At 66.5% G+C, this 26,620-nt stretch carries 24 protein-coding genes; 15 read left to right on the top strand and 9 right to left on the bottom strand.

Annotated elements, in window-relative coordinates:
- Positions 1-117: 117 nt before the first annotated feature.
- The 3 genes from HWN72_RS18855 to HWN72_RS18845 are packed head-to-tail and all read right to left on the bottom strand — an operon-like array spanning position 118 to position 2,614.
- Positions 118-1,038, bottom strand: a complete 921-nt coding sequence (locus HWN72_RS18855; protein WP_211150963.1) for a polysaccharide deacetylase family protein — start codon at positions 1,036-1,038, stop codon at positions 118-120.
- Positions 1,035-1,931: a polysaccharide deacetylase family protein gene (locus HWN72_RS18850; RefSeq protein ID WP_211150962.1), complete on the bottom strand. Its 897-nt coding sequence runs from the start codon at positions 1,929-1,931 to the stop codon at positions 1,035-1,037. The genes HWN72_RS18855 and HWN72_RS18850 overlap by 4 nt, the downstream gene beginning before the upstream one ends.
- Positions 1,931-2,614 carry an isochorismatase family protein gene (locus tag HWN72_RS18845; protein ID WP_211150961.1) on the bottom strand — a complete coding sequence of 228 codons (684 nt, stop codon included), beginning with the start codon at positions 2,612-2,614 and terminating at the stop codon, positions 1,931-1,933. Before HWN72_RS18845 ends, HWN72_RS18850 begins: the two co-directional genes overlap by 1 nt.
- A 165-nt stretch (positions 2,615-2,779) precedes the next feature.
- Between HWN72_RS18845 and HWN72_RS18840 the strand changes: the two genes are divergently transcribed.
- The 7 genes from HWN72_RS18840 (at position 2,780) to HWN72_RS18810 (ending at position 9,336) form a co-directional block, all read left to right on the top strand.
- Positions 2,780-4,036, top strand: coding sequence for a CaiB/BaiF CoA-transferase family protein (locus HWN72_RS18840; protein ID WP_248006116.1), 1,257 nt, complete (start codon positions 2,780-2,782; stop codon positions 4,034-4,036).
- A complete protein-coding gene (locus HWN72_RS18835) occupies positions 4,033-5,433 on the top strand; it encodes a 3-isopropylmalate dehydratase large subunit (protein WP_211150960.1) in 1,401 nt (466 codons plus the stop codon). The genes HWN72_RS18840 and HWN72_RS18835 overlap by 4 nt, the downstream gene beginning before the upstream one ends.
- Positions 5,430-6,044, top strand: a complete 615-nt coding sequence (leuD, locus tag HWN72_RS18830) for a 3-isopropylmalate dehydratase small subunit (RefSeq protein ID WP_211150959.1) — start codon at positions 5,430-5,432, stop codon at positions 6,042-6,044. Before HWN72_RS18835 ends, leuD begins: the two co-directional genes overlap by 4 nt.
- Before the next feature lie 91 nt (positions 6,045-6,135).
- Complete coding sequence (locus HWN72_RS18825; protein WP_211150958.1) at positions 6,136-7,032, top strand: VOC family protein; 897 nt, start codon at positions 6,136-6,138, stop codon at positions 7,030-7,032.
- A 24-nt stretch (positions 7,033-7,056) separates the two neighbouring features.
- Positions 7,057-7,908 (top strand): alpha/beta fold hydrolase, encoded by an 852-nt coding sequence (locus tag HWN72_RS18820; protein ID WP_211150957.1) that lies wholly within the window; start codon positions 7,057-7,059, stop codon positions 7,906-7,908.
- A 16-nt stretch (positions 7,909-7,924) separates the two neighbouring features.
- The gene (locus HWN72_RS18815; protein WP_211150956.1) at positions 7,925-8,584 is read left to right on the top strand and encodes a hypothetical protein; all 660 of its coding nucleotides are present in this window, start codon (positions 7,925-7,927) and stop codon (positions 8,582-8,584) included.
- Positions 8,585-8,607: 23 nt separating this feature from the next.
- Entirely contained in the window at positions 8,608-9,336 is a 729-nt protein-coding gene (locus HWN72_RS18810; protein WP_211150955.1) for a DUF3108 domain-containing protein, read from the top strand.
- A gap of 181 nt (positions 9,337-9,517) precedes the next feature.
- Here the strand turns inward: HWN72_RS18810 and HWN72_RS18805 are convergent, their stop codons facing one another.
- The 4 genes from HWN72_RS18805 to HWN72_RS31170 are packed head-to-tail and all read right to left on the bottom strand — an operon-like array spanning position 9,518 to position 14,894.
- Positions 9,518-10,339, bottom strand: coding sequence for a cupin domain-containing protein (locus tag HWN72_RS18805; RefSeq protein ID WP_211150954.1), 822 nt, complete (start codon positions 10,337-10,339; stop codon positions 9,518-9,520).
- A gap of 7 nt (positions 10,340-10,346) precedes the next feature.
- Positions 10,347-11,939 (bottom strand): FAD-binding oxidoreductase, encoded by a 1,593-nt coding sequence (locus tag HWN72_RS18800; protein WP_248006115.1) that lies wholly within the window; start codon positions 11,937-11,939, stop codon positions 10,347-10,349.
- Between the two features lies 1 nt (position 11,940).
- Complete coding sequence (locus tag HWN72_RS18795) at positions 11,941-13,269, bottom strand: MFS transporter (RefSeq protein ID WP_289357214.1); 1,329 nt, start codon at positions 13,267-13,269, stop codon at positions 11,941-11,943.
- The gene (locus HWN72_RS31170) at positions 13,266-14,894 is read right to left on the bottom strand and encodes an alpha/beta fold hydrolase (protein WP_248006114.1); all 1,629 of its coding nucleotides are present in this window, start codon (positions 14,892-14,894) and stop codon (positions 13,266-13,268) included. Before HWN72_RS31170 ends, HWN72_RS18795 begins: the two co-directional genes overlap by 4 nt.
- A gap of 127 nt (positions 14,895-15,021) precedes the next feature.
- Here HWN72_RS31170 and HWN72_RS18790 point away from each other — a divergent pair, with 127 nt between their 5' ends.
- The 5 genes from HWN72_RS18790 (at position 15,022) to HWN72_RS18770 (ending at position 22,254) form a co-directional block, all read left to right on the top strand.
- Complete coding sequence (locus tag HWN72_RS18790; protein WP_211150951.1) at positions 15,022-16,278, top strand: MFS transporter; 1,257 nt, start codon at positions 15,022-15,024, stop codon at positions 16,276-16,278.
- 185 nt (positions 16,279-16,463) lie between these two features.
- Positions 16,464-18,716, top strand: coding sequence for a TonB-dependent receptor (locus HWN72_RS18785; protein WP_211150950.1), 2,253 nt, complete (start codon positions 16,464-16,466; stop codon positions 18,714-18,716).
- A 297-nt stretch (positions 18,717-19,013) separates the two neighbouring features.
- Positions 19,014-19,775 carry a GntR family transcriptional regulator gene (locus HWN72_RS18780; RefSeq protein WP_036527047.1) on the top strand — a complete coding sequence of 254 codons (762 nt, stop codon included), beginning with the start codon at positions 19,014-19,016 and terminating at the stop codon, positions 19,773-19,775.
- Positions 19,776-19,861: 86 nt separating this feature from the next.
- Positions 19,862-20,878, top strand: coding sequence for an NAD(P)-dependent alcohol dehydrogenase (locus HWN72_RS18775; protein WP_211150949.1), 1,017 nt, complete (start codon positions 19,862-19,864; stop codon positions 20,876-20,878).
- Between the two features lie 14 nt (positions 20,879-20,892).
- The gene (locus HWN72_RS18770) at positions 20,893-22,254 is read left to right on the top strand and encodes an MmgE/PrpD family protein (protein WP_036527044.1); all 1,362 of its coding nucleotides are present in this window, start codon (positions 20,893-20,895) and stop codon (positions 22,252-22,254) included.
- A 144-nt stretch (positions 22,255-22,398) separates the two neighbouring features.
- On the opposite strand, the gene HWN72_RS18765 is transcribed toward HWN72_RS18770, so the two are convergent.
- Positions 22,399-23,223, bottom strand: coding sequence for an SDR family NAD(P)-dependent oxidoreductase (locus HWN72_RS18765; protein WP_036527041.1), 825 nt, complete (start codon positions 23,221-23,223; stop codon positions 22,399-22,401).
- Positions 23,220-23,528 (bottom strand): REDY-like protein HapK, encoded by a 309-nt coding sequence (locus HWN72_RS18760; protein WP_211150948.1) that lies wholly within the window; start codon positions 23,526-23,528, stop codon positions 23,220-23,222. Before HWN72_RS18760 ends, HWN72_RS18765 begins: the two co-directional genes overlap by 4 nt.
- 78 nt (positions 23,529-23,606) lie before the next feature.
- On the opposite strand from HWN72_RS18760, the gene HWN72_RS18755 reads away from it, so the two are divergent.
- The 3 genes from HWN72_RS18755 to HWN72_RS18745 are packed head-to-tail and all read left to right on the top strand — an operon-like array spanning position 23,607 to position 26,574.
- Entirely contained in the window at positions 23,607-24,818 is a 1,212-nt protein-coding gene (locus HWN72_RS18755) for a class I SAM-dependent methyltransferase (RefSeq protein ID WP_069709455.1), read from the top strand.
- The gene (locus tag HWN72_RS18750; protein ID WP_036527036.1) at positions 24,818-25,177 is read left to right on the top strand and encodes a hypothetical protein; all 360 of its coding nucleotides are present in this window, start codon (positions 24,818-24,820) and stop codon (positions 25,175-25,177) included. The genes HWN72_RS18755 and HWN72_RS18750 overlap by 1 nt, the downstream gene beginning before the upstream one ends.
- Positions 25,174-26,574, top strand: coding sequence for an FAD-dependent oxidoreductase (locus HWN72_RS18745; RefSeq protein WP_231958326.1), 1,401 nt, complete (start codon positions 25,174-25,176; stop codon positions 26,572-26,574). Before HWN72_RS18750 ends, HWN72_RS18745 begins: the two co-directional genes overlap by 4 nt.
- Positions 26,575-26,620 lie beyond the last annotated feature (46 nt).

Below are 26,620 nucleotides of genomic sequence, written 5' to 3'. Positions count from 1 at the left end.
ACGACGACGCGCGCGCGNGCGNGCGNGCGNGNCGNGNGGGGGGGCCTGCTTATCCCCCTCCACCACCGCCTGCGGCGGCGGTCCCCCTCCCCGAGACAAGCTCGGGGAGGATTTTGCTTACGCCTTCCAGCTATCCAGAATCTCACCACCCGTCGCGAACCACACGTCGGCACGCGCCGCCAGCGTTTCCAGCAACGTCTCCAGCGAACCGATGCGATAGGGCAGGGCCATGATGTAAGGCGTCACCTGCAGTGGCAACATGCGCCCGCCACCTTCGCGCGCCGCTTCCGCCGTCAGCCAGTCGGCAGCATCGAGCATCTGCTCCACGTAGCTGTCGGCCGAGTGCTGCTGCACCGTGATGATCTGGCGATCCGACAACTCGTGGTTGAGCGGAATGTTGACCAGTTCGCCCGCCTCGGTCGTCATGACGTAGGGCAGTTCGTCGTTCACCCAGTCGCAGCAGTAGGCGACGCCCGCCTCGGCGAGCAGGCGCGGAGTTGCGAAGCTCTGCGAACGCGCAATCGAGTGCCAGCCGCGCGGGCGGGTGCCGGTCGCCTTCTCCAGCGCATCGAGCGACTTGGCGATCAGCGCGCGCTCCTCGTCCTCAGGCAGGCCCGAGGCGATGGTGCCGTTCATGTCGGTCGAGTGCGCGATGATCTCGTGCCCGGCCGCAACCACGTCCGCCACCAGCGAGGGGTAGCGCTCGGCAATCGCGGCGTTGGTGGCGAAGGACGCCTTCACGCCCGCCTTGGCAAAGGCATCGAGCAGGCGGTAGACGCCGACGCGCGAACCGTACTCGCGCGAGGTGTAGTGGCGATAATCCGGGTAGGCCGTCTGCATGTGCCCGGGCGCGCGGAACGGCTTGTCATTCGGCGTAATCGGGAACCACTCGAGGCTGACGACGGGCCACACCGCCAGCGTCTTGCCTGCGGGCCATGCCACGGGCGGACGCTCGCGCATCGGCGACCAGGTGTAAAGGTCGTGGTCGTAACCTTCGCGGCGGCGTGGATATTCGAGGTAGGCGGGGTCGAGGCTCATGCGGCGTCTCCCACATTGGAAATCCAGTGATCTGCAATGTCGCCCGAGCGGGTGATCCACGCGCGGTCGTCTGCGGCGATGTGGCGCAGCACTTCCTCGAAGGGGCCGATGCGGTGCGGCTGGCCGATCAGGTACGAGTGCAGCGGAATGCACATGACCGTGCCCGAAGGCTCGGCGGCAAGGCGCTCGTACTGGCGGATCAGCGTGTCGGCGTATTCGCGCGGGCTCATGTTGTAGACGAAGAAGCCGTAGTGATCGTTGACCTCGAGGCTGTAGGGCATCGAGATCAGCTGACCGCTCGCGGTGTTCACCGGCATCGGCTGGTCGTCGTGGTAGAGATCGCAGGTATAGGTCAGGCCATACTCGGCGATCAGGTCCAGCGTGCGCGGCGTGTGGGTGAGGGCGGGGGCGAGCCAGCCCTTGATCGTCTGCCCCGTGGCGTCGCGCACGGTGCGGATCGAGTCCTCGATGATCGCGCGCTCCTGCGCCTCGTCCATGCCGTAGGAATAGCGAGTGTTGTAGATACCGTGGCTGAAGAACTCCCAGCCGCGCTGGTTGGCGTCCTCGACCACGCGCGGGTGGTGCTGGCACAGCGCTACCGACAGCGAGACCGAGCCCGGGAAGCCGTGCTTGGTCATCACGTCGGCCATGCGCCAGTGGCTGACGCGGTTGGCGTGGTCGCGGTGGGAATAGCCGACGACGTCCGGGTGCGGCTTGGCCCACGACTTGCGGTGCGGGTTGGCCGGCGGATCAAGTTCGTAGAACTCGAGGTTGGGAGAGACCCAGACCGCCACCTTCTTGCCGCCCGGCCAGGCGAAGGGCTTGCGCCCGCGATAGGGGACGTAGTCGTAGAGGCCCGGATCGCCCGTACGTTCGGATTCGCCCTCGCGCATCAGCGGGCCTCCAGCCAGTCGATCACGGTCTGCACTGGCTCGACATCGGCGTACTTGAGCTGCAGGTCGGTCAGGTTGGCGAAGTGGTAGCTCTCGTGCTTGTCCGCGCAAGTCTCGATCGGGACGATGGTGCGGTAGCCGCGGCTGAGGGAATCCACCGCCGTCGCGCGGATGCAGCCCGAGGTGGAGCCGCCGGTGATCACCACGGTATCGACCTTGTGCCAGATCAGCAGGCTCTGCAGCGGCGTCTCGAAAAAGGCCGAAGGCATGCGCTTGGTGTAGATCATGTCCGCCGGATCGATTTCGCAGCGGTCGTCGAAGGCGTGGCGGCGGCTCTCGTACTTGATGTTCTGGAGCGAGTCCGGCGTGTTGGTGCGGGTGCCCCAGACGCCGGCGTCGCTGGCATCCTCGGCATAGGCCACGTGGGTCCAGATCACCGGCATGCCCTTGGAGCGGGCGAGGACGGAGATCGTGTTGGTGTACTCGATCTGGCGCGGGTCGGTTTCGTAGGCGGTCTTGAACTCGTCGATCCGGGTATAGGCGTTCTGGAAGTCGACGTTGACGATCGCCAGCTTCTCGCCGAAGCCGAACTTGGTGCGGGCGGGGTTGGCCATCACCTGCTCGAAGAGTTCGCGCGCGGTCTTGTCCTCGCGGATCATGCGCGTGCCGACGATCTCACTCATTCTCGTGCTCCATTACCTGGCTACATGGCCCCACGGGGGGAGAGGTGCGCCCGATCGGGTCGCTGCCATAGGAGGGCCGGGCCGATTGTTCGCGACGCGAACACTGCCGCGCTCTCGCCCCCAGCGGACCTTGCGATTGCTGATTTGTACTGTAGATATACCAAAATGACAGTCAAGACGGAACGCGACATGATTCAGGAAGGCGGCCTTCCTCTCTCGGGTATCAAGGTGGTTGAGTTCTCCCACATGGTGATGGGACCCTCCACAGGTGTCGTTATGGCCGACCTGGGTGCCGTTGTGGTCAAGGTCGAGCCCATCGGCGGCGACCGTACCCGCAAGCTGCTCGGCTCGGGCGCGGGCTACTTCCCGATGTACAACCGGAACAAGCAGAGCATCGCCATCGACCTCAAGTCGCCCGAGGGCGTCGCGGCAGCAAAGCGGCTGGTCGATCAGGCCGACGTGCTGATCGAGAACTTCCGCCCCGGCGCGCTTGCCAAGCTGGGCCTCGGTCCGGACGACTTTGCGCAAAGCAATCCCGGCCTCATCTACTACTCCGCCAAGGGCTTCCTGACCGGCCCTTACGAGAACCGCGCCGCGCTTGACGAAGTGGCGCAGATGATGGGCGGCCTCGCCTACATGACCGGCCCCAGCGGCCGTCCCTTGCGCGCGGGCGCCTCGGTGATCGACGTGACCGGCGGCATGTTCGGTGTGATCGGCATCCTCGCCGCGCTGGAGCAGCGCCACCGTACCGGCAAGGGCGCGGTCGTGCGCTCCTCGCTTTACGAGACCACCGCGTTCCTCGTCGGCCAGCACATCGCGCAGCTTGCCGTCACCGGCAACGCCGCGCGCCCGATGCCGGAGCGTATCTCGGCCTGGGCGATCTACGACGTGTTCGAGACGGCGCGGCCCGAGGAGCAGGTCTTCATCGGCGTCGTCAGCGACGGCCAGTGGCAGGCTTTCACGAAGACGTTCGGGCTGGACGACCTTGCCGCAGACCCGGCGCTGGCGGAGAACAATGCCCGTGTGCTCGCCCGCGAAGCCCTGCTGCCGCGCGTGCGCGAACTGGCGAAGGGCTTCACGCGCGAGGCCCTGCTGGCGAAGCTGGAGGAAAGCGGCGTCGCCTTCGCGCCGATCGCCCGCCCGCAGGATCTGCTGGAAGACGCGCACCTCAACGCCAACGGCGCGCTGGTGGACCTGACGCTGACCGATGGCCGCTCGGTGCGTCTGCCTGCGCTGCCGGTCGAGATCGACGGTGTGCTCCCCGGAGTGCGCCATGACCTGCGCTCGCCCGGTGAAGACAGTGAGGACGTGCTCGGCGGCTGGGGCTTTGGCGCGGACGAGATCGAAGCGCTGCTCGCCTCGGGTGCGATCGAGGGGCTTCGCGAACCGGCGGATAGCCCACTGACAGACAGCGCGAAATGACTGAAGGGTCGCTCACGCTCGCCGAGAAGATCTGGAGCGCGCACCGCGTCATTACGCTGGAAAGCGGCGCGGAAGTGATCGCCATCGACCGCCTGCTGCTGCACGAGCGGACCGGCGGTGTGGCGCTGAAATCGCTGGAGGAAGCGGGCCGCACGGTCATGCACCCCTCGCGCGTGTTCGCAACGATGGACCACATCGTCGATACGTTCCCCGGCCGCACCGACAAGACGCTGATGCCGACCGGCACCGCCTTCATCGTCTCGACGCGCGAGAGCGCGAAGCGCCACGGCATCACCCTGTTCGACATCGACGACCCGCGGCAGGGCATCGTCCATGTCGTCTCGCCCGAGCAAGGGATCATCCTGCCCGGCGCGATCCTTGTCTGCCCGGACAGCCATACCTGCACGCAAGGGGCCTTCGGTGGCCTCGCATGGGGCATCGGTTCGTCGGAGGCGGAGCATGTGCTGGCGACGATGACGCTGCGCATGAACCGCCCGCCGGACATGCGCGTGACCATCGACGGTGTGCTGGGGGAGGGCGTCACCGCCAAGGATCTCGCGCTGCACCTGATTGCCGCGCTCGGCTCGAACGGGGCCAAAGGCCATATCATCGAGTTCGCAGGGAGCGCGGTGCGTGCGCTGGACATGGAAGCGCGCATGACGCTGTGCAACATGGCGACCGAGATGGCCTGCGCGGGCGCGGTGATCGCGCCGGATGACAAGACGTTCGACTGGCTCGAAGGCCGCCCTTATGCGCCCAAGGGCGAGGTTCGCGAGCAGGCGATCGCCGCATGGCGCGCGCTTTACAGCGACGACGGTGCGGTCTTCGCGACCGAGCATCGCTTCGATGCAGCGCAGATCCGCCCGATGGTGACATGGGGCAACAGCCCGCAGCATGCCGCGCCGCTGGGCGCGCCGGTTCCGGCCGATGCCTTGAGCAAGGCAGACCAGCAGCGCGCGGTCGAGTACATGGCGGTGACGCCGGGCCAACCCGTCGCGGGCCTGCCGATCGACGCGGCGTTCATCGGATCGTGTACCAACAGCCGCATCTCCGACTTGCGCCGCGCCGCCGCGATCCTCAAGGGACGCAAGGTCGCCGAGGGCGTCAAGGCGATCTGCGTGCCGGGCTCCACCCAGGTCAAGGCTGCCGCCGAGGCCGAGGGACTGCACGAAGTCTTCCTCGATGCCGGGTTCGAATGGCGCGAGGCGGGCTGCTCGATGTGCTTCTTCGCAGGCGGCGAGAGCTTTGCCCCGGAAGCGCGCGTGATCAGTTCCACGAACCGCAATTTCGAGAGCCGACAGGGGCCGAACACGCGCACCCATCTGGCCTCGCCCGAGACGGTGGCGGCTTCGGCCATCGCCGGGCGCATCGCTCTGGTTTCGGAGATCGCGGCATGACCCCGCTCGTCACGCTTGAATCCAGGGCGGTGCCGCTGCTGCGCGACAACATCGACACCGACGCGATCATCCCCTCGCGCGAGATGCGCTCGGTGTCGAAGGACGGCCTTGCCGACGGACTCTTTGCGGGCTGGCGTTACACCGCCATCGGCGGGCGGGAGATCGACCCGACGTTCGTGCTCAACCAGCCGGAGAGCAAGGGCGCGCAAATCCTGCTCGGCGGCTCCAACTTCGGCTGCGGCTCCAGCCGCGAGCATGCGGTATGGGCGCTGGCCGAGTACGGCTTCCGCGTCGTCATCGCGCCGTCGTTCAGCCCGATCTTCCAGGGCAACTGCATCCGCAACGGCATCGCCCCCATCGTCCTCCCGCGCGATGCGGTGGAGGCGATCGCTGCGGGTTTCGCGGACGGCACCCCGGTCACGATCGACATGCCGTCATGCGAAGTTCGCATGGGCCTTGCGGTGTTCCCGTTCTCCATGGAGGACGAGGCGCGCACGATGCTGATCGAGGGCGCGGACGCCATCGAACTCACCCTGCGCCACCGCGCCGAGATCGAGGGCTTCTTCGCCCGCGACGCCGCCGTGCGCCCGTGGATATATCTGGCCGACTGACGGCCAGCCACGATTTCCGCTTGCTAATTGATATAATACTATATCAATATCGGCAAAAGAGCCCTCCGGGGCCTATCAGGATCGAGGGCTCATGACACTCCTGCGCTGCGCCACCCATACCGTCAGCAACGTCGCCGAAGTGGCGGAGCGCTATGCACGCTGGCTCGACTACGCGGTGGTCGAGCAGGGCGTCGTCAGCAAAGACCTCGCCGCGCTGTGGCAGGCGCCTGCCAGCGCGGGCAAAGCCTACGTGCTGATGCGCCCGGCTTCGGGTTCGGACGTGTTCCTGCGCTTCGTCGAAGGCGACGCGGTGCCGGACTATGCGCCGATCCGCACTTACGGCTGGGCCGCGATCGAGATCTGCGTCACCGACGTCGAGGCCGTCAACGAGCGCATGCTGGCCTCGCCCGACTTCGAGGTGATCGGCCCGCCCAAGCCGCTCGACGGCTTCCCCACGGTCAAGCCGATGCAGGTGCGCGGACCGGACCTCGAGACGGTCTACCTCACCGAAATCCGCGTCAATGGAGCGGAACACGGGTTGCCGACGCCGCGCTCGCTGGTCGATCGGCCGTTCATCCTCGTGCTTGCCTGCTCGGACCTGCAGGCCTCGATCGACTGGGTACGCGACGTGCTGGGCTTCGACATGATCGATCCCGTCTCGATCCACTATTCGATGATCTCGCTCGCCTTCGACCTGCCGGAAGGCGAGAAGGTGGCGCTGGTCACCGCGAAGTACGAGGGCGAGACGTTCCTCGAACTCGACCAGTATCCGCAGGCCGCGACGGCGCGCCCGCAAGTGGAAGGCGCGCTGCCGCCGGGCGTGTCGATCTGCACCATAAACGTGCCAGACTTCGCCCGTCTCGAAGGCCACTGGGCGGTGCGTCCCGAGGTCCGCGAAGGGCCGCTCTACAACGGCGCGAACGTCGGCCTGCTGCGTATGCCCGATGGCGCGCTGTTGGAGGTGATCGAAGGCGGCCGCGTCCTCTGACGCCCAAATCTTGAGGGGAATGCCATGACGATCGTGAAGCGCGGGTTCGCCGATGTTGCGCACGGCCAGATCCACTACCGCCATGCCGGTAACGAGGTTGGCGCAAGCGAAGACCTGCCGCTGGTCATGCTCCACGCCTCGCCGGGCAGCTCACGCCAGCTGGTGCGGCTGATCGAGGACCTCGGCGTCACGCGCCATGTCATCGCACCCGATACGCCCGGCAATGGCGACAGCCCCGCCCTGGCCCGCGAGGAAACCACCGTGGTCCGGCTGGCCGAGGCGATGCTCGGCTTCCTCGACGCGATGGGGCTGGAGCGGGTGGACCTCTACGGTTCGCATACCGGCGCCTGCATCGCGACCGAGCTGGCGATACTTGCGCCCGACCGCGTACGCGGCGTGGTGCTCGACGGCGTCAGCACTTTCACGCCCGAGGAACTGGAAGACATCCTCGCCAACTACGCCTTCCCGTTCGAGCCGGACATCAACGGCGCCTATCTGGTCAACCTGTTCCAGTTCTGCCGCGACCAGTACATGTTCTTTCCGTGGTACAACCGCACCCGCGCCGGTCGCCGCGACAACGGCATGGGTGCGCCCGCCGACCTACACGCCTGGGCGACCGAGGTGATGAAGGCGCACGATACCTACCACTTCAACTACCGCGCCGCGTTCCGCTGGAACGGCTTCGACCGCCTGCCCCTGCTGACGCGCCCGGCGCTGTTGCTGGCGGGTGAGAACGACCCGCTGATCGACCAGACCCGCGACTTGTCCGCCGTGGTGCCGACCGGCAGCTACGTCGAACTGGCGCGCTTCGACGATCCCGCCTTCGCCTCCGGTCGCCTCAGCGCGATGCAGGCCTTCTTCGCATCCGCCCAATAAGAGAGAGAACAACACCATGATCGGCGCATCGCTTCTTGTCCTGCTGCACGTCCTCATTCCGGTCTACTGGCTCGGGGGTGACCTTGGCGCCTTCTACGGTTCGACTTTCATGGTCGATCCCAAGCGCTCCGTGGCCGAGCGGATGATGGCGCTCAAAATCCTCAACAACATCGACATGGCGCCGCGCACCGCGCTGATCATGGCCTTCCCCACCGGCTTCACGCTGGTCTGGCAGCGCGGCTGGGTGGAGATCGCCGACGCATGGGTGATCGCGGCCTGGGTCGTGGGCCTCGCCTGGCTGGCGCTGGCGTGGATCGTCCATCTCAAGCACGGCCCGGCCGGTGCGACCTACAAGAAGATCGATCTTGCGATCCGTTACGTCGTCGTCTTCGCGCTCTGGGCCACGGCGATGCTGGCGCTTTCCAAGGAGATCGAACTGCCGCTGTTCATCGCGCTCAAGTGCCTCGTGCTCGGCACCTGCGTCGCGCTCGGGCTGCTGGTGCGTCGCCAGCTGGTGCCGCTGTTCGGCGCCATCGTGCAGATGCGTGACCACGGCCCGACGCCCGAAAGCGACCGCGTAATCGCGCAAGTCAACGGCCGCGCGCGGATCAGCGTCATCACCATCTGGGTGCTGGTCCTGACCGCCAGCTTCCTCGGCATCGCAACGCCCGTCTAAGGCCCCCTTCAAGGAGAGAGACTATGCAGCAGCACCGGAGAATCACCGGCAAGATCCTCTACACCTCGCGCAAACCCGGGCGCGAAGGGCAGGAGCGCGGGCGCGAGGACTTCGTGTTCACCGTCCATAGCGATGGCAAGCGCTCCATGCGCGCGATCTGCGAGATCGACGAGCCGGCACCCACCGTGCTTCGCGACATCACGTATTCGCTCGACGAGAACGACATGCCGATGGACTGCTTCGTGCGCCTGACCATCGGCGACGAGTTCATGGGCTCGGGCCTGTTCATGATCCGCGACGGCTATGTCGAGTGCGAGAGCTACGGCCCCTCGATCGGCCGCCTGTCGCAGAAGGTGAAGATCGAAGGCGAATTCGACGGCTTCGGCACCCACCCGATCGCGGGCGATGCCTATATCACCAAGAAGATGGATCGTTCGCGCGGGCCGCACACCCGTTCGTTCCGCACGTTCCTGCCCTCGCCCGACCACCGCGGCGCGACGCCGCCGATGGTCTCGGAGGTCAACATCCACCTCGCTTACGTGGGCGAGGAGACGGTGACGGTGAAGGCAGGCACCTTCGACTGCTTCCACTACAAGTTCACCGATCCGGACGGCGGCATGGCCACGACCAACGGCGGCCACCCCGACTACGACGTGTGGGTGACGGCGGACGACGACGCGATCTTCGTGCAGGGCGGCGTCGGCGGCTACATGCAGACGTGGTACGAACTGGTCGAGTTCGAGCGCAGCTGATTTTGGGCTTGGCGCGGCGGTCGGAGTACGATCGCCGCGTCCGCACCTTTTCGTCATTGCGAGCATAGCGAAGCAATCCAGGGCAGTCTTGCACTGCCTTGGATTGCTTCGCTATGCTCGCAATGACGAGGCGCGGGGGAGTGTCAGGTCTCAGGCTGAGCTTGTCAAAGCCCCATCGGCCTCAATACGCCGGAGCGTCATCCAGCGGGCGCAGCCATTCGGAGGGCATCCCTTCCGGCACCACGGGCGAATAGGCCGTGCCGATCGGCAGCGGCTTGAGATCGTCCGACCACTGGTTCGCCACCTGGTTCGAGCCCGGCGAGCGCATGATCTGCAGGAACCCGGTTTCCGAGACATGCGGTCCGTGGACGATATTCGGCGGACGGAAGAAGTAGGCCCCCTGCCGCATGCGGCCTTCGGGCGCCCACATCTCGCCCTGCAGCATGAAGGCTTCCTCGCAGTGGTGGTGCGTCTCGGTGGGGAGATGGGTTTCATCGGGCACGCCGTGCGGCAGGCCGGTGAGCAGGAAGGTGCGCCCGCTGTCGTTCGGGCCCAGCCGCAGCACCTTGCGGGCAAGCCGCAGGTGCCCGAGTTTCGGATCGTAGGTAGAGGTATCCCAAGGCATCCGCGCCGTATCGATGGCGATCGCCTCGGCACATTCCGCGAGAGCATTCGGATCGTCGAGCGCGTGCCGGAAGACCAGCAGCGTCGCGCCATGCCCCGATGACATGGCCCCGAGACCGCTGCCTTGCGGGATGAAGCCGTAGGCATGTCGCGCGCAGGGCCGTTCATCCACCGTCACGGCGCCGTCCAGCACGAAGTATTCGAAGCCGGGCTCCCCTGCCGTGCGCGGCCCGGGCACGAAACCGGGCGGCAGTCGCACGATCAGCGTGGCGTCGGTGCTCAGCGGATCGTGGCTGAGCCGCTTCTCCAGAACGCCGTCCGACCGCTCGCGCCAGTCGACGTTCTGGGTCTGGATGAACTCGATGTGCGGCCGGGCCATCAGCGTCTCAGCCCAGTTCCAGCGCACCGGGATTCATGCGCATGTCGGGGTCGAGCGTGCGTTTCACCCCTTCCAGCAAAGCGCGCGCTTCCGGCCGCAGGACCGAGGCATAAGGGTACGTTCGCCCGATCTGGTTCGAAGCTGCACCATGGCGCGCGAACACCGCGACGATCTCCTGCCGCAGCCGCATGACCAGCGCCCGCGCCGCCTCGTTGGCAGGAGGGCGGGGCAGGTCGCGCAGGGCCTTGGCGCTCAGCGTCGCTTCGTGCATCGGCAGCCATTCGTCGTGCCAGTTGAATACCGGCTCGTAGCTGAAGGCATGGTTGCCCATGATCGTGATCAGGCGCGAGACGACCACGCCGCTCTCGCGCAGCGCATCGGCATTATCTGCCAGCAACTGCTCCAGATCGTCCACCAGAGCCTTGGCCTGGCTGTGCGGCACCTTGCCGTTGAGCGCGACCCAGCGGTCTCCCGTCGCCCCCAGCACCGCGTCGAGGGGCGAGAACATCTCCGCCCGCCCGGCCTTGGGGATGGAGTTGGGCAGTTCCCTGCCGCCCAGCTTCGCCGCGATCTGGCGAGCGGCGCCCATATCCTCGTCCACGTTCGCGCGGCTGCGACCGGCAAGGACGAGGTGCAGCGAGAAGCAGCCGTCCTCGATGAAGTCGCGCCCTGCCAGCGCCAGCTTGGCGCCCGCTTTGAGGCCGCGCAGCAGGCCCTGTTCCTGCGCCACGACCTTGCCCAGCGTCTTTACGTCGCGGATCAGGTCGGACGGGGCGGCGAGTGCTTGCCGCGTCTTGTCCGGGTCCATGACATAGGCGTCCTCGGCCAGTTCAGCGCGCCCGATCTCGCAGATCGCGGCGATGGCGGCGTCACGGTCGGGGAAGCCGAACGAGAGGAAGTCGGTGTGCGCGGGCTTGCGGATCATGCGCAGGCTGGCCTTGCACTTGATGCCCAGCGCGCCCGCGTCGTGGATGAACAGCCCGGTGGTGTCCGGGCCGAAACTGCGCAGGAAGGGCTTGGGCGCGTTCGCCACTGCCTTCTGCCCGGTGTGGACGACCGCGCCGTCCGCTGTGACGACCTCCAGCCCGAGCACGATGTCCGCCGAAGTGCCATAGCGCGCGGTGCCGAGGAACAGCGCGCCGTTGGAGATCCCACCGCCCACTGTCGCGCCCCGGCCGGAGAACGTACCGAAGAACGGCAGGCGCAGGCCCTTCTCCTGCAGCGCCTCGTAAAGTTGCAGCCATGTCACGCCCGGCTCGACGGTGACGACCATGTCTTCCTCGTCGATGGAAAGGATGCGGTTCATGCGCCGCAGGTCCACCGCGACCCAGTCGGCCCCGCTCCCGACGTAGCCACCGACATAAGTGAGGCCGCCGCCGCGCGGCATCAGCGGCATTCCGGTCGGCGCGATGCGGCGCACGGCTTCGACGAGCTGATGCTGATTGTCCGGCCGGATCACCAGACGGCACCGCCCGGCGCGTCTGAGCAGGTCGGAGGAGTGCAACTCGATCGATGCCTCGTCGGTCAGCAGTCCCTCGGGGCCGAGGATCGCGGAAAGGTCACGCTCCAGCGCGTCGTCGATCGTGCTTGCGGAGGCCATTCTATTCCCTTTCATTCGCGATCACGGCCTTGCGGAAGGCGGGGCGTCCCACGGCCAGCGTGATCGCGGCGGCGGTGCCGCATCCGAAGAAGACGATGCCCAGCGCCCAGGCTATGCCGCCCGGGCCGGTAAAGACGGTGTCGGACAGGAACCCGACGATGAAGTTGCCCGCCGTCAGCGCGATCAGGCCCGAGCAGATCGTGTGGATCGCCATGACCTGCCCGCGCAGCCGGTTGGGCGTCATCGCGGAGATGCCCGAATAGACGCCCGAGATGTTCCAGTTCAGGAACAGCGCATTGAGCGCGTAGAACACCAGCGCCATCCAGCCTGACGGCACGAGGCAGGCGGCGGTGCCGAACAGCACCATCGAGGCCGCGCAGCCCATCGCCGCCAGTACCGGCGCGTCGCGGTGGCCGCGCTTCAGCAGCCACGCGATCACCCAGCCGCTGTTCACGGCGGCGAATGCGCTTACCGGAAAGCCCACCGCGCCCAGCGCATAGCCGGTATGCGCCGCGTCCCAGCCGTGCGCGCGGATGAACAGCGCGGGGAACCATCCGACGATGGCATAGACGCAGACAAGGTTCATGACCGTACCGATGAGGAAGCAGCCGTAGGCTACCGGGCGCTGCGCAAACAGGCTCAGGATCGGCTGCAGGCTTATGCTGGTGACTTGCGTATCGAGGCCCTTGCGCGAAGGTTCGCGCACGCTCGCCAGGATGATGAGGGCGAGGACGAGACCGGGCAGTCCACAAAGGATGAAGACGATCTGCCAGGGCATGTGTGACCCGAACAGCGAAGGCAGCCCCGCGATGATTGCGTCGGCCCAGCGGATGAACAACCCGCTGAGCGCCATCGCCGCCGCCGTGCCGATCGAACTGCCCACCACGAACACGCCGTAAGCGCGCGGGCGCTCGGTCGGCGCGAAGTAGTCGGCGATGAGCGAGGTCGCGACCGGCACCAGCGCCGCCTCCCCTACGCCGACCATCATGCGGGCAAGGAACAGTTGCTCGAAGTTGGAGGCGAAGGAGCAGCAGATCGTCGCGAGGCTCCACACCGCGAGGCCCCCGACCAGCACCGGCACGCGGCGTGAACGGTCGCAGAGCATGCCCAGCGGCAGACCGAGCAGGCTGTAGACCATGCTGAAGGCCATGCCCTGCAGCAGACCGAACTGCGTGTCGCTGAGGTGGAGGCTGCGCTCCAGCGGCTCGATCAGAAGGGCGATGGAGACGCGGTCGAGGATCGCCAGCGCATAGGCCAGCGTCAGCAGCGCGATCACGTACCAGGCGTACCCCCGTGCCGGCCAGACGTCCTGCGGCGCTCCTGGCGTCACGCCGCGTTCTCCGTTTCGGCGGTCGCCGGGGTGAGGAACTGGGCGACCACTACGGCGGCTTCGGTGATGGTATCGGGGCGGTCGGTCGTCGCATGGCCGAGGTACGGTGCGGCGGCGTAGAACGGGTCGTGCTCGCGCGTGAACACCAGCATCGGGCATCGGGTGACGGGCGGGGTGTCGGCAATCGACAGCGCGGCGTTCATGGCGTCGCCGTAGTGGGCGGGCTGCTTGATGACGCCCAGCAACGCGCGATGCAGCGCCTCGCCGTCGAGGGTGGGCTCGGTCGCGCGCTGCGCTGCGATCGTGCCCGAATGCCAGGGCCACTGCACTTGCCCGTCGCGCAGCATGTGCCAGGCGCGGTGGAGGTGTCCTCCGGCCATGTCGAAGGCCAGCGGCGGGCAAAGGGCTGCGGGATCGGCGGGCCTTTCGGGCGCACCGTCGAGGATCAGCTGCCCGACCATGTCCGGCCGCGCCTCGGCAAAGGCGAGCGCGAGGTAGGAGGCGGGGCCGACCGCCAGCACGTCCACCTTGCCGCCGAGTTGGGCGGCAAGCGTCGTCAGCGTCGCGAGGTAGCCGGCGGCCGAGGGATCATCCAGCGCCTCGGATTCGCCGAAACCGGGCAGGTCGGGGACTACGGTATCGTGGGTGGCGCAAAGCGCGCCCTGCCACTGCATCGCGGACAGCGTGGAGGATGCTTCAAGGATGAGCACAGGACGGCCACCCTTCGGTCCACGGCGCCGGACATGAATCTGGCCCCCTTCGTGCTCGACATAGCCGGTGGAGGAAGGCGCGGTGACAGGCGCATCCGATGCCGACGCATCGGTAAGGCGGGCCAGCAGCCATTCGCCCCATGCCGTCCGGTCGCTTTCGAGGCGTTCGATGCTGAGGGCCGGGTTCTCCGCCACCGGAATGCGGTCGAGGTAGCCGTAGAGCACGTCGTCCCGGCGGGCGGCCACCAAGGTCGGCACCGTGATCGCCCGGAGGGCCGGGCTGCAATCGTAGCGCATCGCGGCGGCATAGGCGCCGGAGTAGTTCGGCCCGGCGCTGAACAGGTCGATGGTGTACTGTTCGATCCATTCGGGCGAAGGCGTTTCCATTGCCATGCGGCTGGCGGCAGTCGTCGCGAACCACGGGAACCAGCGCAGCATGTCGCGCGTGCGGGTCCACTCCGCGGCGATGTAGGCGCCCTGCGCGTCGATGGTGAAGGGGCGCATGTAGGCATCGACGAAGGCAGTCGGGGCCAGCGCTTCCGGAAACGACAGTCCGTCGAGGATCAATGCGGGCGGACGCCCCGAAGAGGCCGCATATTCCAGCGCGATCTTGGCGCTGGTATGGGTCGCGTAGATCGGCGCATCGGCAAGGCCAAGGACCTCCAGCGCATCACCCAGCGCCGCCGCGAAATCGTCGATCGTGGGGATCTCGACGCCGAGCGGTTCGGAATTGCCATAGCCCGGCGTGTCGAGCGCGAAGACCCGGAAATGTGGCGCCAGCAGCCGCATCATACCCAGATGCAGGCGTGAGGATCGCGGCGAATCGTGCAGCAGGACGACAGGCTTGCCTTGCCCTGCCTCGCGCAGATGAACGCGCCGTCCCTGGACGTCGACGTAGCGCCGGGCGATCCTCAAGGATGGGGCGGCGGCGATAGGTTGCCGGGAGGACATGACGCTGCGACCCTCATTTTGATATAGACATATATCTATTCGTGATCGATAAAAATCGGGTTGTCCAGCCCGGAGATCGAACCGAGTGAAGATGCGCCAGAGTGACTTTTCGCGGCCTGCCCCCCGCCCCGACGACCCGCGAGGGTGGGCGGTGGTGGTCGCCGCGATGGTCGGGGTGGCGCTGGGGCTGAGCCCGATCCCGTTCTACACGATCGGCATGCTTGCTCCGCAGCTTTCCGCCGAATTCGGCTGGAGTTTCGCGGCGCTGATGGCCAGCATCACGGTGCAGTCGGGCGTCGTCATGATCGCCAGCCCGCTCGCCGGGATCGCCATCGACCGGTTCGGCGCGCGGCCTGTGGCGCTCGTCTCGCTGCCGCTGTTCGGGCTCTCTTTCATGAGCCTCGCACTCAGCAACGGGTCGCTGACTTTGTACTATGCGCAATGGGTAATCATGGCGGTGCTGGGCGTCGGCACCCTGTCCGCGACGTGGACGCGGGTGGTGACGCAATGGTTCGACAAGTGGCGCGGCATGGCGCTGGGCCTTGCGAGTTGCGGCACCGGCATCACCGGATTCATCATCAAGCCGCTCTGCGCCCACCTGATCGAGACGCATGGCTGGCGCACGGCCGTGGTGGTGGTCGGCTGCCTGCCCATCGTCGTCGGCGTGCCCGTGGTGGCGTTGCTGTTCCGCGAGATGGCGCGGGGCGCGGCGGCTCCGGACAAGCCGCTCGAAGCCGCGGAGGAGGTCGTCCAGCCCGGCCTGACGCTGGCTGAGGCGGCGCGCGACCGGCGGCTGTGGATCATGGCGGGGGCCTTCCTGTTCATCGCCTTCGCCCTCACCGCGCCGACGCCCAACCTTGAGAACATCCTCAAGACCCGCGCTTTCACGCTCCCGCAGATCGGCGAGATCACCGCCGCCTTCGGGCTTTCGGTCATCGCCGGGAGACTGATCGGCGGCTGGCTGCTCGACCGTTTCTGGGCGCCGCTGATCGCCCTCGTGATCCTCGCGTTCCCGGCGCTGGGCTGCTGGCTGCTGACGAGTTCGACGCTGTCGCCGCTTATCGCGACGCTGGCCGTGATCTCGCTCGGGTTCGGTGCGGGGTTCGAATTCGACCTGCTCGCCTACCTGATCAGCCGCTTCTTCGGGCAGCGTCACTACGGGGCGATCTATGGATGCTTCTATGCCGTCATCGCTTTCGCGGGCGGTCTGGGGCCGGTCGTCTTTGGATATGTCTTCGACAGGATTGGCGATTACACGATTGCCCTGAGGTCGGGCTCGGCCTGTCTGGTTGTCGGCGCCGTACTGCTCCTCGCCATGGGCGCTTATCCAAAACTGTCAGAAAAATAACGATATTATCGGCGCCTGTGACTTCCGTGCCCCAGCGCCGAGGTAAATCGACACGAGATCGATTTGGCGGGTTGACACAAAGCGCAATCTATTATGTCATCAATACATAACAAATAAAGATCGCAGCGGCGGCGGCAGGATGCGCCCGCGTTCCAAGGTTTCAGGACAGAAAATGAGGAGTCGTCATGCTTGATTCGACGAGGTGTATTCGTGCGCGCGCTCTGGGCGCCGCCGCACTGCTGGCCATCACCGCCACCACAGCCCATGCACAGGAAGCGCAGGGCACTGACGCACAAGCCAGCGGCAATCTCGGCAGCGACATCATTGTCACCGCGCAGCGCCGTCCCGAGCGTCTGCAGGACGTCCCGGTCGCCGTCACCGCCTTCAGCGAAGAGATGATCCGCAACCTCAACCTGAACGACGCGATCAAGACCGCGCAGATGGTGCCGGGCATGATCGCCACGCACAACGCAGGGCTGGGCACCGCCAACGCCTACTACCTGCGCGGCCTCGGCAACAGCCAGTCGGTCGCGACTTTCGATCCGCCGGTCGGCACGTATGTCGACAACGTCTACGTCGCGCGCCAGAACGCCAACAACTACCAGTTCTTCGACGTCGATCGCGTGGAAGTGCTGCGCGGACCGCAGGGAACACTGTTCGGCCGCAACACCACCGGCGGCGCCGTCTCGGTGATCATGAAGAAGCCGTCGGACCGGATGGGCGCCAAGTTCGAGGCGACCTACGGCTCCTATGACCGCGTCACCGCCAAGACCACCGTGGACCTGCCGGTGAGCGAGCGCGTGCTGACGAAGTGGTCCGCCTACTACGTCTACGACAAGGGCTACCTCAAGAACGTTACCACCGGCGACCGCCTCAACGGCGAGCGCAACTACGGCTTCCGCGGCGACGTGCGCTTCCTGCCGACCGACGACCTGACCATCGACCTGTCGGGCGAATATACCCGCAACACCGGCACCTACCTTGGCGTCTACGCCGCGCCGGGCGCGTCGGATCGCTACAAGACGACGACCACGCCGGATTTCTACAACACCCGCAATGCCTTGCCCGAAGGCAACTGCAAGGGCGACCCGGTCAACATCCTGCTGACCACGGTGACCGGCAACTGCTCGCTGACCGACAGCTACGCGACGACCGCTGACGTCAACTGGAACACCGATGCCGGCAACCTCGAACTGATCGCGGGCTATCGCGAGCAGGAGCAGGGCTACATCAACAATTACAACGGCACGACCACCAACGTCTACGCCGCCTACATCCTGGCCGACAAGATCAGGAACCATCAGGTTTCGACCGAACTGAAGTGGACCGGCGAAGCATTCGACGACAAGCTGAAGTACGTTGCCGGCGTGTTCTACCTGCGCGAAGTGAACCATCTCGCTTCGGCCGACTTCCAGGGTTCGGCGACGGCTACCGCGTTCAATCTCCTGCAGGATCGCCATTTCCGCCAGCAGGTGGAGACTGTCGCCGGTTACCTCCAGGGCGACTACGAGGTCGTGCCCGACCTGACCGTGACCGTGGGTGCGCGCTACACCTACGAGAAGAAGAGCATCGAGTACTTCGATTCCGAACGTTTCCCCGGCTTCGGCTTCAACAGCGCCGACGTGCGCGCGGCGGGCATTCCGCTCAAGTTGACGCAGAACCGCGTGACCCCGCGCTTCGCGATCAACTACAAGCTCTCGCCCTCGGTCATGCTCTATGCTTCGGCGACGAACGGCTTCAAGTCGGGCGGCTGGAACGGCAACGCCGCCGTCGCGACCCGCGTGCTGGCGTTCGAGCCGGAAGTGACGTGGTCCTACGAAGGCGGCGTGAAGTCGGAACTGTTCGATCGCAAGGTGCGCATAAACCTCAACGGCTATTACGCGCGGACCAGGAATCTGCAGATCACCTCCGGCATCGTCCCGCCGGGTGAGACGGTGATCGTCAGCCTCGCGCGCAATGCCGGTACGCTGGTCGATTACGGTCTGGAGTTCGAGACGGTCTTCGCGCCGGTGCGCAACTTCGAGTTCTTCGCCAACGGCTCGCTGTCGCATGGCGAGTATTCGTCGGTCGTGATCCTGCCGGGCGTGTCGCAGGCACTGCAGATCTCCACCGACACCCGACCGGTGCGCACGCCGACCTTCCAGTTCACCGGCGGCGCGACGTACACGATCCCGGTCGACGCGCTGGACGGCGACATCAAGCTGATCGGCTCGTACCGGCACAATTCCTCGTACTATATCGCCGTGCTGAACACGGCGGCGGCCCCGCGCGAGGACTTCGTGGACCTCAAGGTCTCGTACGAGAAGACCGACGGCAGCTTCGGCGCGTCGTTCGGCGTGACCAACCTGACCAAGCAGGAGACGATCACGGCGAACTTCCTCTCGCTGTTCCCCGGCGATCCGCGTCGGTTCACCGGCAGCGTCTGGTTCAAGTTCTGAGGAGAGTCCTTTGGGAAAATGCCCTGCGGGGCATTTTCCTCGCGGCACCGGCCCACACCCCCACCCTACCTCCCATCAAGGATACACTAGTGGGAGGTCGGGTGGGGGTGTGGGCCGGTGCCGCGAAATCCGCCCTTTGCGGATTTCCAAACTAGGTGATCAGCAAGGGGCGCTTTGGCGCCCCTTTTTCGTGCCCGACTTTTTCGCCTGCCGAATTTGCCGTTGCGCGGGCAATTGACTTAACTACGCGAGGTTTGACGATCAGGCTCGCGCAGTCCCGCGCGGGTGCAGTCTTGAATGTTCGGGAGTATCGGGGTGGTCGATCGCGACGCTGCAGTGCCGCTCTATTATCAGATCTACCTGCAACTGCGTGACGAGATCCTGAGCGGTCAGCGCCCTTTCGGCAGCGCTATGCCCACCGAGCACGAACTGGCCGAACTCTTCGGCGTGTCGCGCATCACCGCGCGCAGGGTGCTGAACGAACTGGCCGAGCAGCGCTATGTCGAGCGCAAGCGGCGGCTGGGCACCACGGTCATCTTCAAGTCCCCCGCCAAGCCGATCGAGGCGGACATCGACCAGGCGATGGACTCGCTGATGGCGCTGGGTAGCGGCACCACCGTCAATGTGATCGAGGTCAACCGCGAGAAACCCAACCCCACCGTCGCCGCCGCGCTGCAGGTCGATGCGGGGGAGGACGTGATCCGCGCCGTGCGTATCCGCTATCTGGACGGGACGCCGATCGGCTATGTCGTCAGTTATGTGCCGGGCGATCTGGCCGGGCTGATCACGCCGGGCAATCTTGGCAAGGGGCCGATCCTGCAGCTGCTGGCTGATGCCGGCTACAAGGCGGTCCATGCGGACCAGACCATCGGCGCGCTTCAGGCCGATCCCAAGCTGGCACAGGCGCTGGAGATCGCCCCGCTCGCCGCGCTGCTGCGGATCAGCCGCACCAGCTACGATGCGAACGAGCGGCCCTTCCTGCTGACTTTCGCGCATTACCGCTCGGACAAGTTCACGATCCGGCTCGATCTTCACGGAACCCGCTACGCGGTCAATTGAGCGACCCAATTCGGTCATAGCGCGCTTGCGCACCGATATTGTTATAGTTACGATACAAAAAGCATCATTCAACGCTTGGGGGTATCGTGAAGGCCTATACGATCGGTTCGCAGCAGGGCATCGCCTCGCTGACCGCAGTAACCAGGGACGTGCCGCAGCCTGGCCCCGGTCAGGTTCTCGTCAAGGTGCGCGCGGTGTCGCTCAACCATCGCGACCTGCTCATCGTCTCCAGCAAGTACGGCGCCCCGCGTCCCGAAGACCGCGTGCCGGTGTCGGACGGTGTCGGCGAAGTGGCGGTTCTTGGCGAGGGTGTGTCGGGTATCGACGTCGGCCAGCGCGTCACCGCGCCGCATTTCGTCAGCTGGACCGACGGTCCGTTCTCGCCCGCTTACTTCGGCCACGACCTTGGTGTGACCCATGACGGCTGGCTGGCCGAGTACGTGCTGGTCCCGGCGCACGCGCTGGTGAAGGTGCCGGATTCGCTGACCGACCGCCAGGTCGCGGCGCTGTCCGGCGCGGCGCTGACCGCGTGGAACGCGATCGTCGAGGTCGGCAAGGTCAAGGCGGGCGACAGCGTGCTCGCGCTCGGCACCGGCGGCGTTTCGATCATGGCGCTGCAGATCGCCCGCATGTGCGGCGCGCGCGTCGCCATCACTTCGTCCAGCGACGAGAAGCTGGAACAGGCCCGCGCGCTCGGCGCCGACGTGACGGTGAACTACCGCAGCGATGCGGAGTGGGAGGAGACGATCTTCGCCGCGCTCGGCAACGGCGCCGACATTGTCGTCGAGACCGGCGGCCTCGCCACCCTGCGGCAGTCGATCGCGGCGGCGGCGCCGAACGGCCGCATCGCCATCATCGGCGCGCTGGGCGGCACCGTCAGCGATCCGCTGCCCAACTTCGGCACGATCATCGGCAAGAACCTCGCCATTCACGGCATCGCTGCGGGCGGCCGCGCGATGCTGCAGCGACTGGTCAACGCGATCGCGATCAACGGCATGGAGCCGGTGGTCAACAAGGTGTTCGGCTTCGACGAGGCCGCCGATGCCTACGCCTACCTCCACTCGGGCGATCACTTCGGCAAGGTGATGATCCATGTCGCCTGATGACTCCAGCGACCATGGCTGACCCCGCCGCCCGCCTCGCCGATCACGCGCTGTCCGTCGAGTGGGCGGCGCTGCCTCCCTCGGCGCAGGCGGCGGCCCGTGCTTTCCTGTTCGACAGCCTTGCGGTCGGCGTGGCGGGGTATTCCGCCATCTACGCCGAAGAAATCCGCAAGGCCGCGCAGATCTGGACCGGCGGGGCTGCGGGCGAGGGCATGGTGCTGGGCGCACCGGATCTGCGCCTGCCCGCGCCTTACGCGGCTTACGTCAACGCCTACCAGATCCACTCGCAGGAATACGACTGCGTGCATGAGCCGGCGGTCGCCCACCCGATGGCGACCGTCTGCGCGGCGCTGCTGGCCGAGGCCGGGCGTGCTCCGGCCTCGGGCGAGGATTTTCTCGCCGCCGTGGTCGCCGGGATCGACGTGGTGGCGACGCTGGGCGTGGCGGTGAAGGGGCCGCTTAAGTTCTTCCGCCCGGCGACGGCAGGCGTCTTCGGCTGCGTCGCCGCGCTTTCGCGCCTGCGCCGGGTAGAGCCGGAAGTCGCCTATCGTGCCTTCGGCCACGCCCTCGCACTGGCGAGCGGGACGATGCAGTCGCACATCGAGGGCAAGCCCACGCTGGCGCTGCAGGTGGCGGGCGCGGCGCGCTCGGCGGTCGAGGCGTTCGACCTTGCGCGCGCCGGAATACCCTCGCCCGCAGGCGCGATCGGGGGGCCGTTCGGCTACATGGCGCTGTTCGAGCACGACCCGGTGCTGGAGCCCGAACTCGACAAGCTGGGCAAAGTCTGGCGCGTCGAGGAAGTCAGCTGGAAACCGTTCCCCACCGGCCGCGCAGCGCAAGGGGCGATCGTCGCCCTCAAAACGCTGATGGTCGGGCATGGTGTGACGGCGGACAATCTGGAAGCGCTGGAATACCATGCGCCGCCTTTGATTCATCGATTGGTCGGCCGCCGTCCGCAGGCGGACATGACGGTGGCCTATGCGCGGCTGTGCTTCGCGTGGCTCGGCGCGGTGGTTCTGACCGAGGGTGGCGTGGGCCTCGATGCCTTTACGCCCGCGCGGCTGGGCGATCCGGTTTTGACGGCGATTGCGGAGAAAATCACCGTCGTTGCGGACGACAACCCCGATCTTGCGGCTTTCGTACCGGCTTTTGCGCATGTGCGGCTGGTGGACGGGCGGTCTTTCCGCGTCGATGTCGCCCGGCAGCTCGGCGCGCCGGAGTGGCCTTTGACGCTGGAGCAGCAGCTGGAGAAGGCGGGCAAGTGCTTCGCGTTCGGCGGGCTGGATGCGGCGCTGGTGCCACAGCTGCACGCGCTGGTCGGGCGGCTGGATGCGGCTGGGGATGTGATTGCCACACTATCCGAAGTTCTCGACTGACCACTACTGTCGTCTTTGCGAGCGTAGCGAAGCAATCCAAGGCGGCGCTGAACTGCCCTGGATTGCTTCGCTACGCTCGCAATGACGAACGGAAGATGAGCAAGGGGGAAGCCCTCTCCGCCGGGCGAAGAGGGCCTCATATCATCAATGCGGCTCCTCACCGCCCGAGACGTTCATGCTCTCGCCGGTGATGTAGATCGCCTCGTCTGAGCACAGGAACGCCACGGCGGCGGCGGTGTCCTCAGGCATGCCGGGACGGCCCATCGGGATGCGCGCGGCCATGTTGGCGAGGTATTTCTCCACCGAGATGCCCTGCACCTCAGCGAAATGCTCGTTCTGCCACTTGCCGAGCCCGGTGGTGACGTGGTTCGGGCACACGTTGTTGACGGTGATGCCGTGCGCGCCTAGCTCGATCGAGGCCGAGCGCACCAGCCCGACGAGGCCGTGCTTCGAGGCGGTGTAAGCCTGCGCATGCATGAACCCGGACTTCGCCGCCTGGCTGGCGATGTTGACGACGCGGCCGCCTTTTCCTTGCGCGATCATGATCTCCGCCGCTGCCTGCAGGCCGTACCATGCACCGGTCAGGTTGACGTCGATCACCGCGCGCCATTCGTCGGCAGAGACCTCCATCATCGGCTTCATGATATAGCCGATCCCTGCGTTGTTCACCCAGATGTCGAGCGAGCCGTGGGTGTCCACCGCATGGCGGGCCAGCGCGCGGACCTGTTCGGGATTGCGCACGTCGCAGGGGAAGGTCGAAGCCTTCGGCAGCGATGCGGCGATGGCGTCCATCTCGGCGCTGGAGCCGGTCATCGAACCGGGCGTAGCCGCGTCGGCCGGGGCGCCGATGTCGGAGATCACCACGGTCGCGCCCTCGGCTGCGAGGCGGCGGGCGATGCCTTCGCCCAGCCCGCCCGCACGGCCGGAGCCGGTTACGACCGCGACCTTGCCGTCGAAGCGACCGCTCATGAGCCCAGCTTCTCGGTCATGATGAAGATCGGGTCGGCCCAGTCCTGGAACTCGGCGGCGACCTTGCCCATGGCCTCGGTCGAGGTTTCCTCGCCGAACAGGTCCATGTCGGCCACGTCGATGATCTCGACGTACTGGTAGGGCGCGGTGCCGCCGCCCAGCAGGCCCGCCGTGCGCAGCACCTCGAAATTGGAGACGGACTTCAGGCCGTTCACGGTCGGCAGATCGGTAGTCTCCGCCCAGCGTTCATAATCGGCGACGCTCTTTCCGGCCTTGAGGTTCAGCAGCACGATGATGCGAGTCACGGGTAATCTCCTCCTTGAGGTGAGCCAAGCTACCTGTTATTTGATATAGAAGCATGACATATAACGCGAGGGTTGACCATGTCCAGAAATGACCCGGCTGCCGATTACGATGGCCCGCCCGACTACCGTGTCATCGGCCGTCACGCGCTGTTTCCGCAGACCAGTCATGACGAGATCGAGCGGATCAACTTCCTCGCGCAGATGAATCGCCACCTGGCGGCCAATGTCGTGCCCGGCGTCAAGCAGGCTTACGAGAAGCGGGTCGTGCCTGCGTTCGAAGCCGCCGAAGGCCGCCCGATCGCCAACCGCCACGAAGCGCGCAAGGCACTGCTGGCGGACCCCGCGTTCCAGACCTGGTCGGCGATGCGCCGCATGACGATGGAGCAGCGCCAGCAGGCCGGTCGCTGGACCGCGCTGCGCCAGTCCGAGCAACTGGCCGAGAAGGCCCGCGAACTGACCGAGGGCGACGATCGGCTCAAGCTCGATCCGGCCTTGCAGCAGCCGCGTTATGTCTCGGCGGTGGATCATCACTGCATGCCGGGCAGTTATCACACCGAATACTTCCCCGGCGACGTGACCAATGGCGCGAACTACGATCACGCCGGGTTCGTCACCACCAGCGGGTTGCTCGGCAAGTATTCGGACGGCGGCGGCCATGCCGTCGCGCGCTGGGTGAAGCGCAACCTGCCGGACTTCCAGCCCAGGCAGATTCTGGAGATCGGCGGCACCGTGGGCCATTCCAGCCTGCCGCTGGCGCAGGCTTTCCCCGAGGCGGAGATGACCATCGTGGACCTCGGCGCGCCGGTGCTGCGTTATGGTCTGGGCCGCGCCAAGTCGCTCGGCGTCGACAACGTGCGCTTCGTGCAGGCGAGTGGCGAGGACCTTTCGATCTTCCCCGACGCCAGCTTCGACTGGATCCAGACGACGATGTTCCTGCACGAACTGTCCACCGGATCGCTGCGCCGGATCATGGCCGAGACGCGCCGCCTGCTGAAGCCGGGCGGCATCGTCCTGCACGTCGAGCAGCCGCAGTACGCGCCCGAGATGCCCCTGTTCGAGCAGGCCATGCGCGACTGGGACGCCTACTACAACAACGAGCCGTTCTGGAGCCGGATGCACGAAATGGACCTCGACGCCGAGATGATCGCGGCCGGGTTCGCGCGTGACCAGTTGATCCACGGCGGGGTGACGGCAGTGGTCGACCGCGACCTGTTCCCCGACGCCGCCGACGACGACAAGGAAGATTACGGCCGCAAGGCGGCCTGGCACGTGATCGGAGCAACCGTCTGATGTCCATCGCCGATGCCCTGCGCGGCGCGGGCGCCAAGCCTGCCGGCAAGCGCCCCTATTTCCTCGACGCCAAAGTCGAGCGTGTCCTCGCCATCACTATGTCCATCGCTCAGGAACTGGCGGTAAGCCGCCAGCGCACCGACACGCTCGAACGGCTGCTGCTGGAGAAGGGCGTGCTCTCGCAAGGCGAGATCGACGCCTTCGTGCCCGACCGCGCCGCCGCCACCGAGCGTGCGCTGTGGAACCAGGAATACATCGCCCGCATCCTGCGCATCGTGCAGCAGGAGAACGAGGCGGTCGGCCGCCCGGACGACATCGCCTCGGAAGACGTGGCGGTAGAGGTTGGCGCAGCATCGTGACGGCTATCGTGAGCGACAGGGAGTTCGAATTCACCGTCGACGTCCTCGTGATGGGCGGCGGCGCCTGCGGGGTCACCGCTGCGCTGGCGGCCAGCGATGCGGGCGCTGAAGTGCTCCTCGTCGAAGCCGATGCGCGGCCGATGGGCACCACCGGCATGTCGATGGGCGTGTTCTGCGCGGCCGGCACGAAGCAGCAGGCCGCAGCGGGCGAGCAGGATGACGGCGACACTTTCTTCGCCGACATTCTCGCCAAGACGAAAGGCCAGACCGACCCCGAGATCGCGCATGCATTGGCCTATGGCTCCGGCCCGACGCTGGACTGGCTGGTCGGGAGCCACGGCGTTCCGCTCGAACTCGATACCGGCTTCCGTCCGGCCTACGGCAACACCCGGATGCGCGTCCACGGCTGGCCGGGCCATGCCGGGCAGGACCTGCTGGAACTGCTGCACCAGAAGGTCGCCGACGCCGGGGTGATGGTGCTCAACCCGGCCAAAGTGGTCGACGTGATCGCCGACGACGAGGGCCGCGTCCTCGGCGTCGAGATCGAACGGCCCGGCGGTGAGCGCGAGCGGGTGGGGTGCAAGGCGCTCGTCATCGCCAGCGGCGGCTTCGCCGGAAACCACGCAATGCTGCGCCAGTACATACCCGAGATGGCTGATGCGCGGAACAACGGTCACGAGGGCAGCCGGGGGGACGGTATCCGCTTTGGGGAATCGCTAGGTGCCGCTATGGGCGACTTGGGTGCCTTCCAAGGTTACGCCATGCTGACCGAGCCGCAAGGTATCAGCGTGCCTCCCGGATTTGTCATCGACGGCGCGATCCTGGTCAATATCAACGGCTTGCGCTTCGTGGACGAGAAGGAGGACATCGCCGGGATGGTCCACCCCGTCATGGCGCAGCCCGGCGGCCACGTCTGGGTGATTTTCGACGAAGAGATCGAGCGCCGCAACGCCTACCAGCCTGACACCAAGGCGCTGACCGAACTCAACGCCGCCCGGCGCGGGGAGAGTGTAGAGGCTCTGGCGCAGCGCATCGGCGTCGATCCGCAGGCGCTGGCCGCCTCGCTCGAAGAGGCCCGTCAGGCGCAGGTCGAAGGGCGTCCGGACGCACAGGGCCGCGTGTGGGGGGACGAGCTTCCGCCCTCGGGCGCGCTGGGTGCGTTCAAGGTCGTCGGCGCGATCTATCATACGCAGGGGGGCTTGCAGATCGACCGTAATGCGCGGGTTCTGCGCGAGGACGGCTCGGCTTTGCCCAACCTTTTCGCGGGCGGCGGCGCGGCGCGAAGCGTCTCGGGGCCGTCGTCCTGGGGCTACCTCCCGGCGATGGGCCTGTGCACCGCGGTGACCCTCGGCAGGCTGTCCGGGGAGGGCGCAGCAGCGATCGCAGCGGGCCGATGATCGCAGAGCGGAGGGTCGTCCTGCGGCACTTTGCGTGATCAATCCA

Origin of the sequence: Novosphingobium sp. HR1a (assembly GCF_015594425.1) — a bacterium.
Classification (GTDB): Bacteria; Pseudomonadota; Alphaproteobacteria; order Sphingomonadales; family Sphingomonadaceae; genus Novosphingobium; species Novosphingobium resinovorum_A.
Note: the sequence above shows the minus strand (reverse complement) of the source record. Positions and strands in the feature narration are given on the sequence as shown.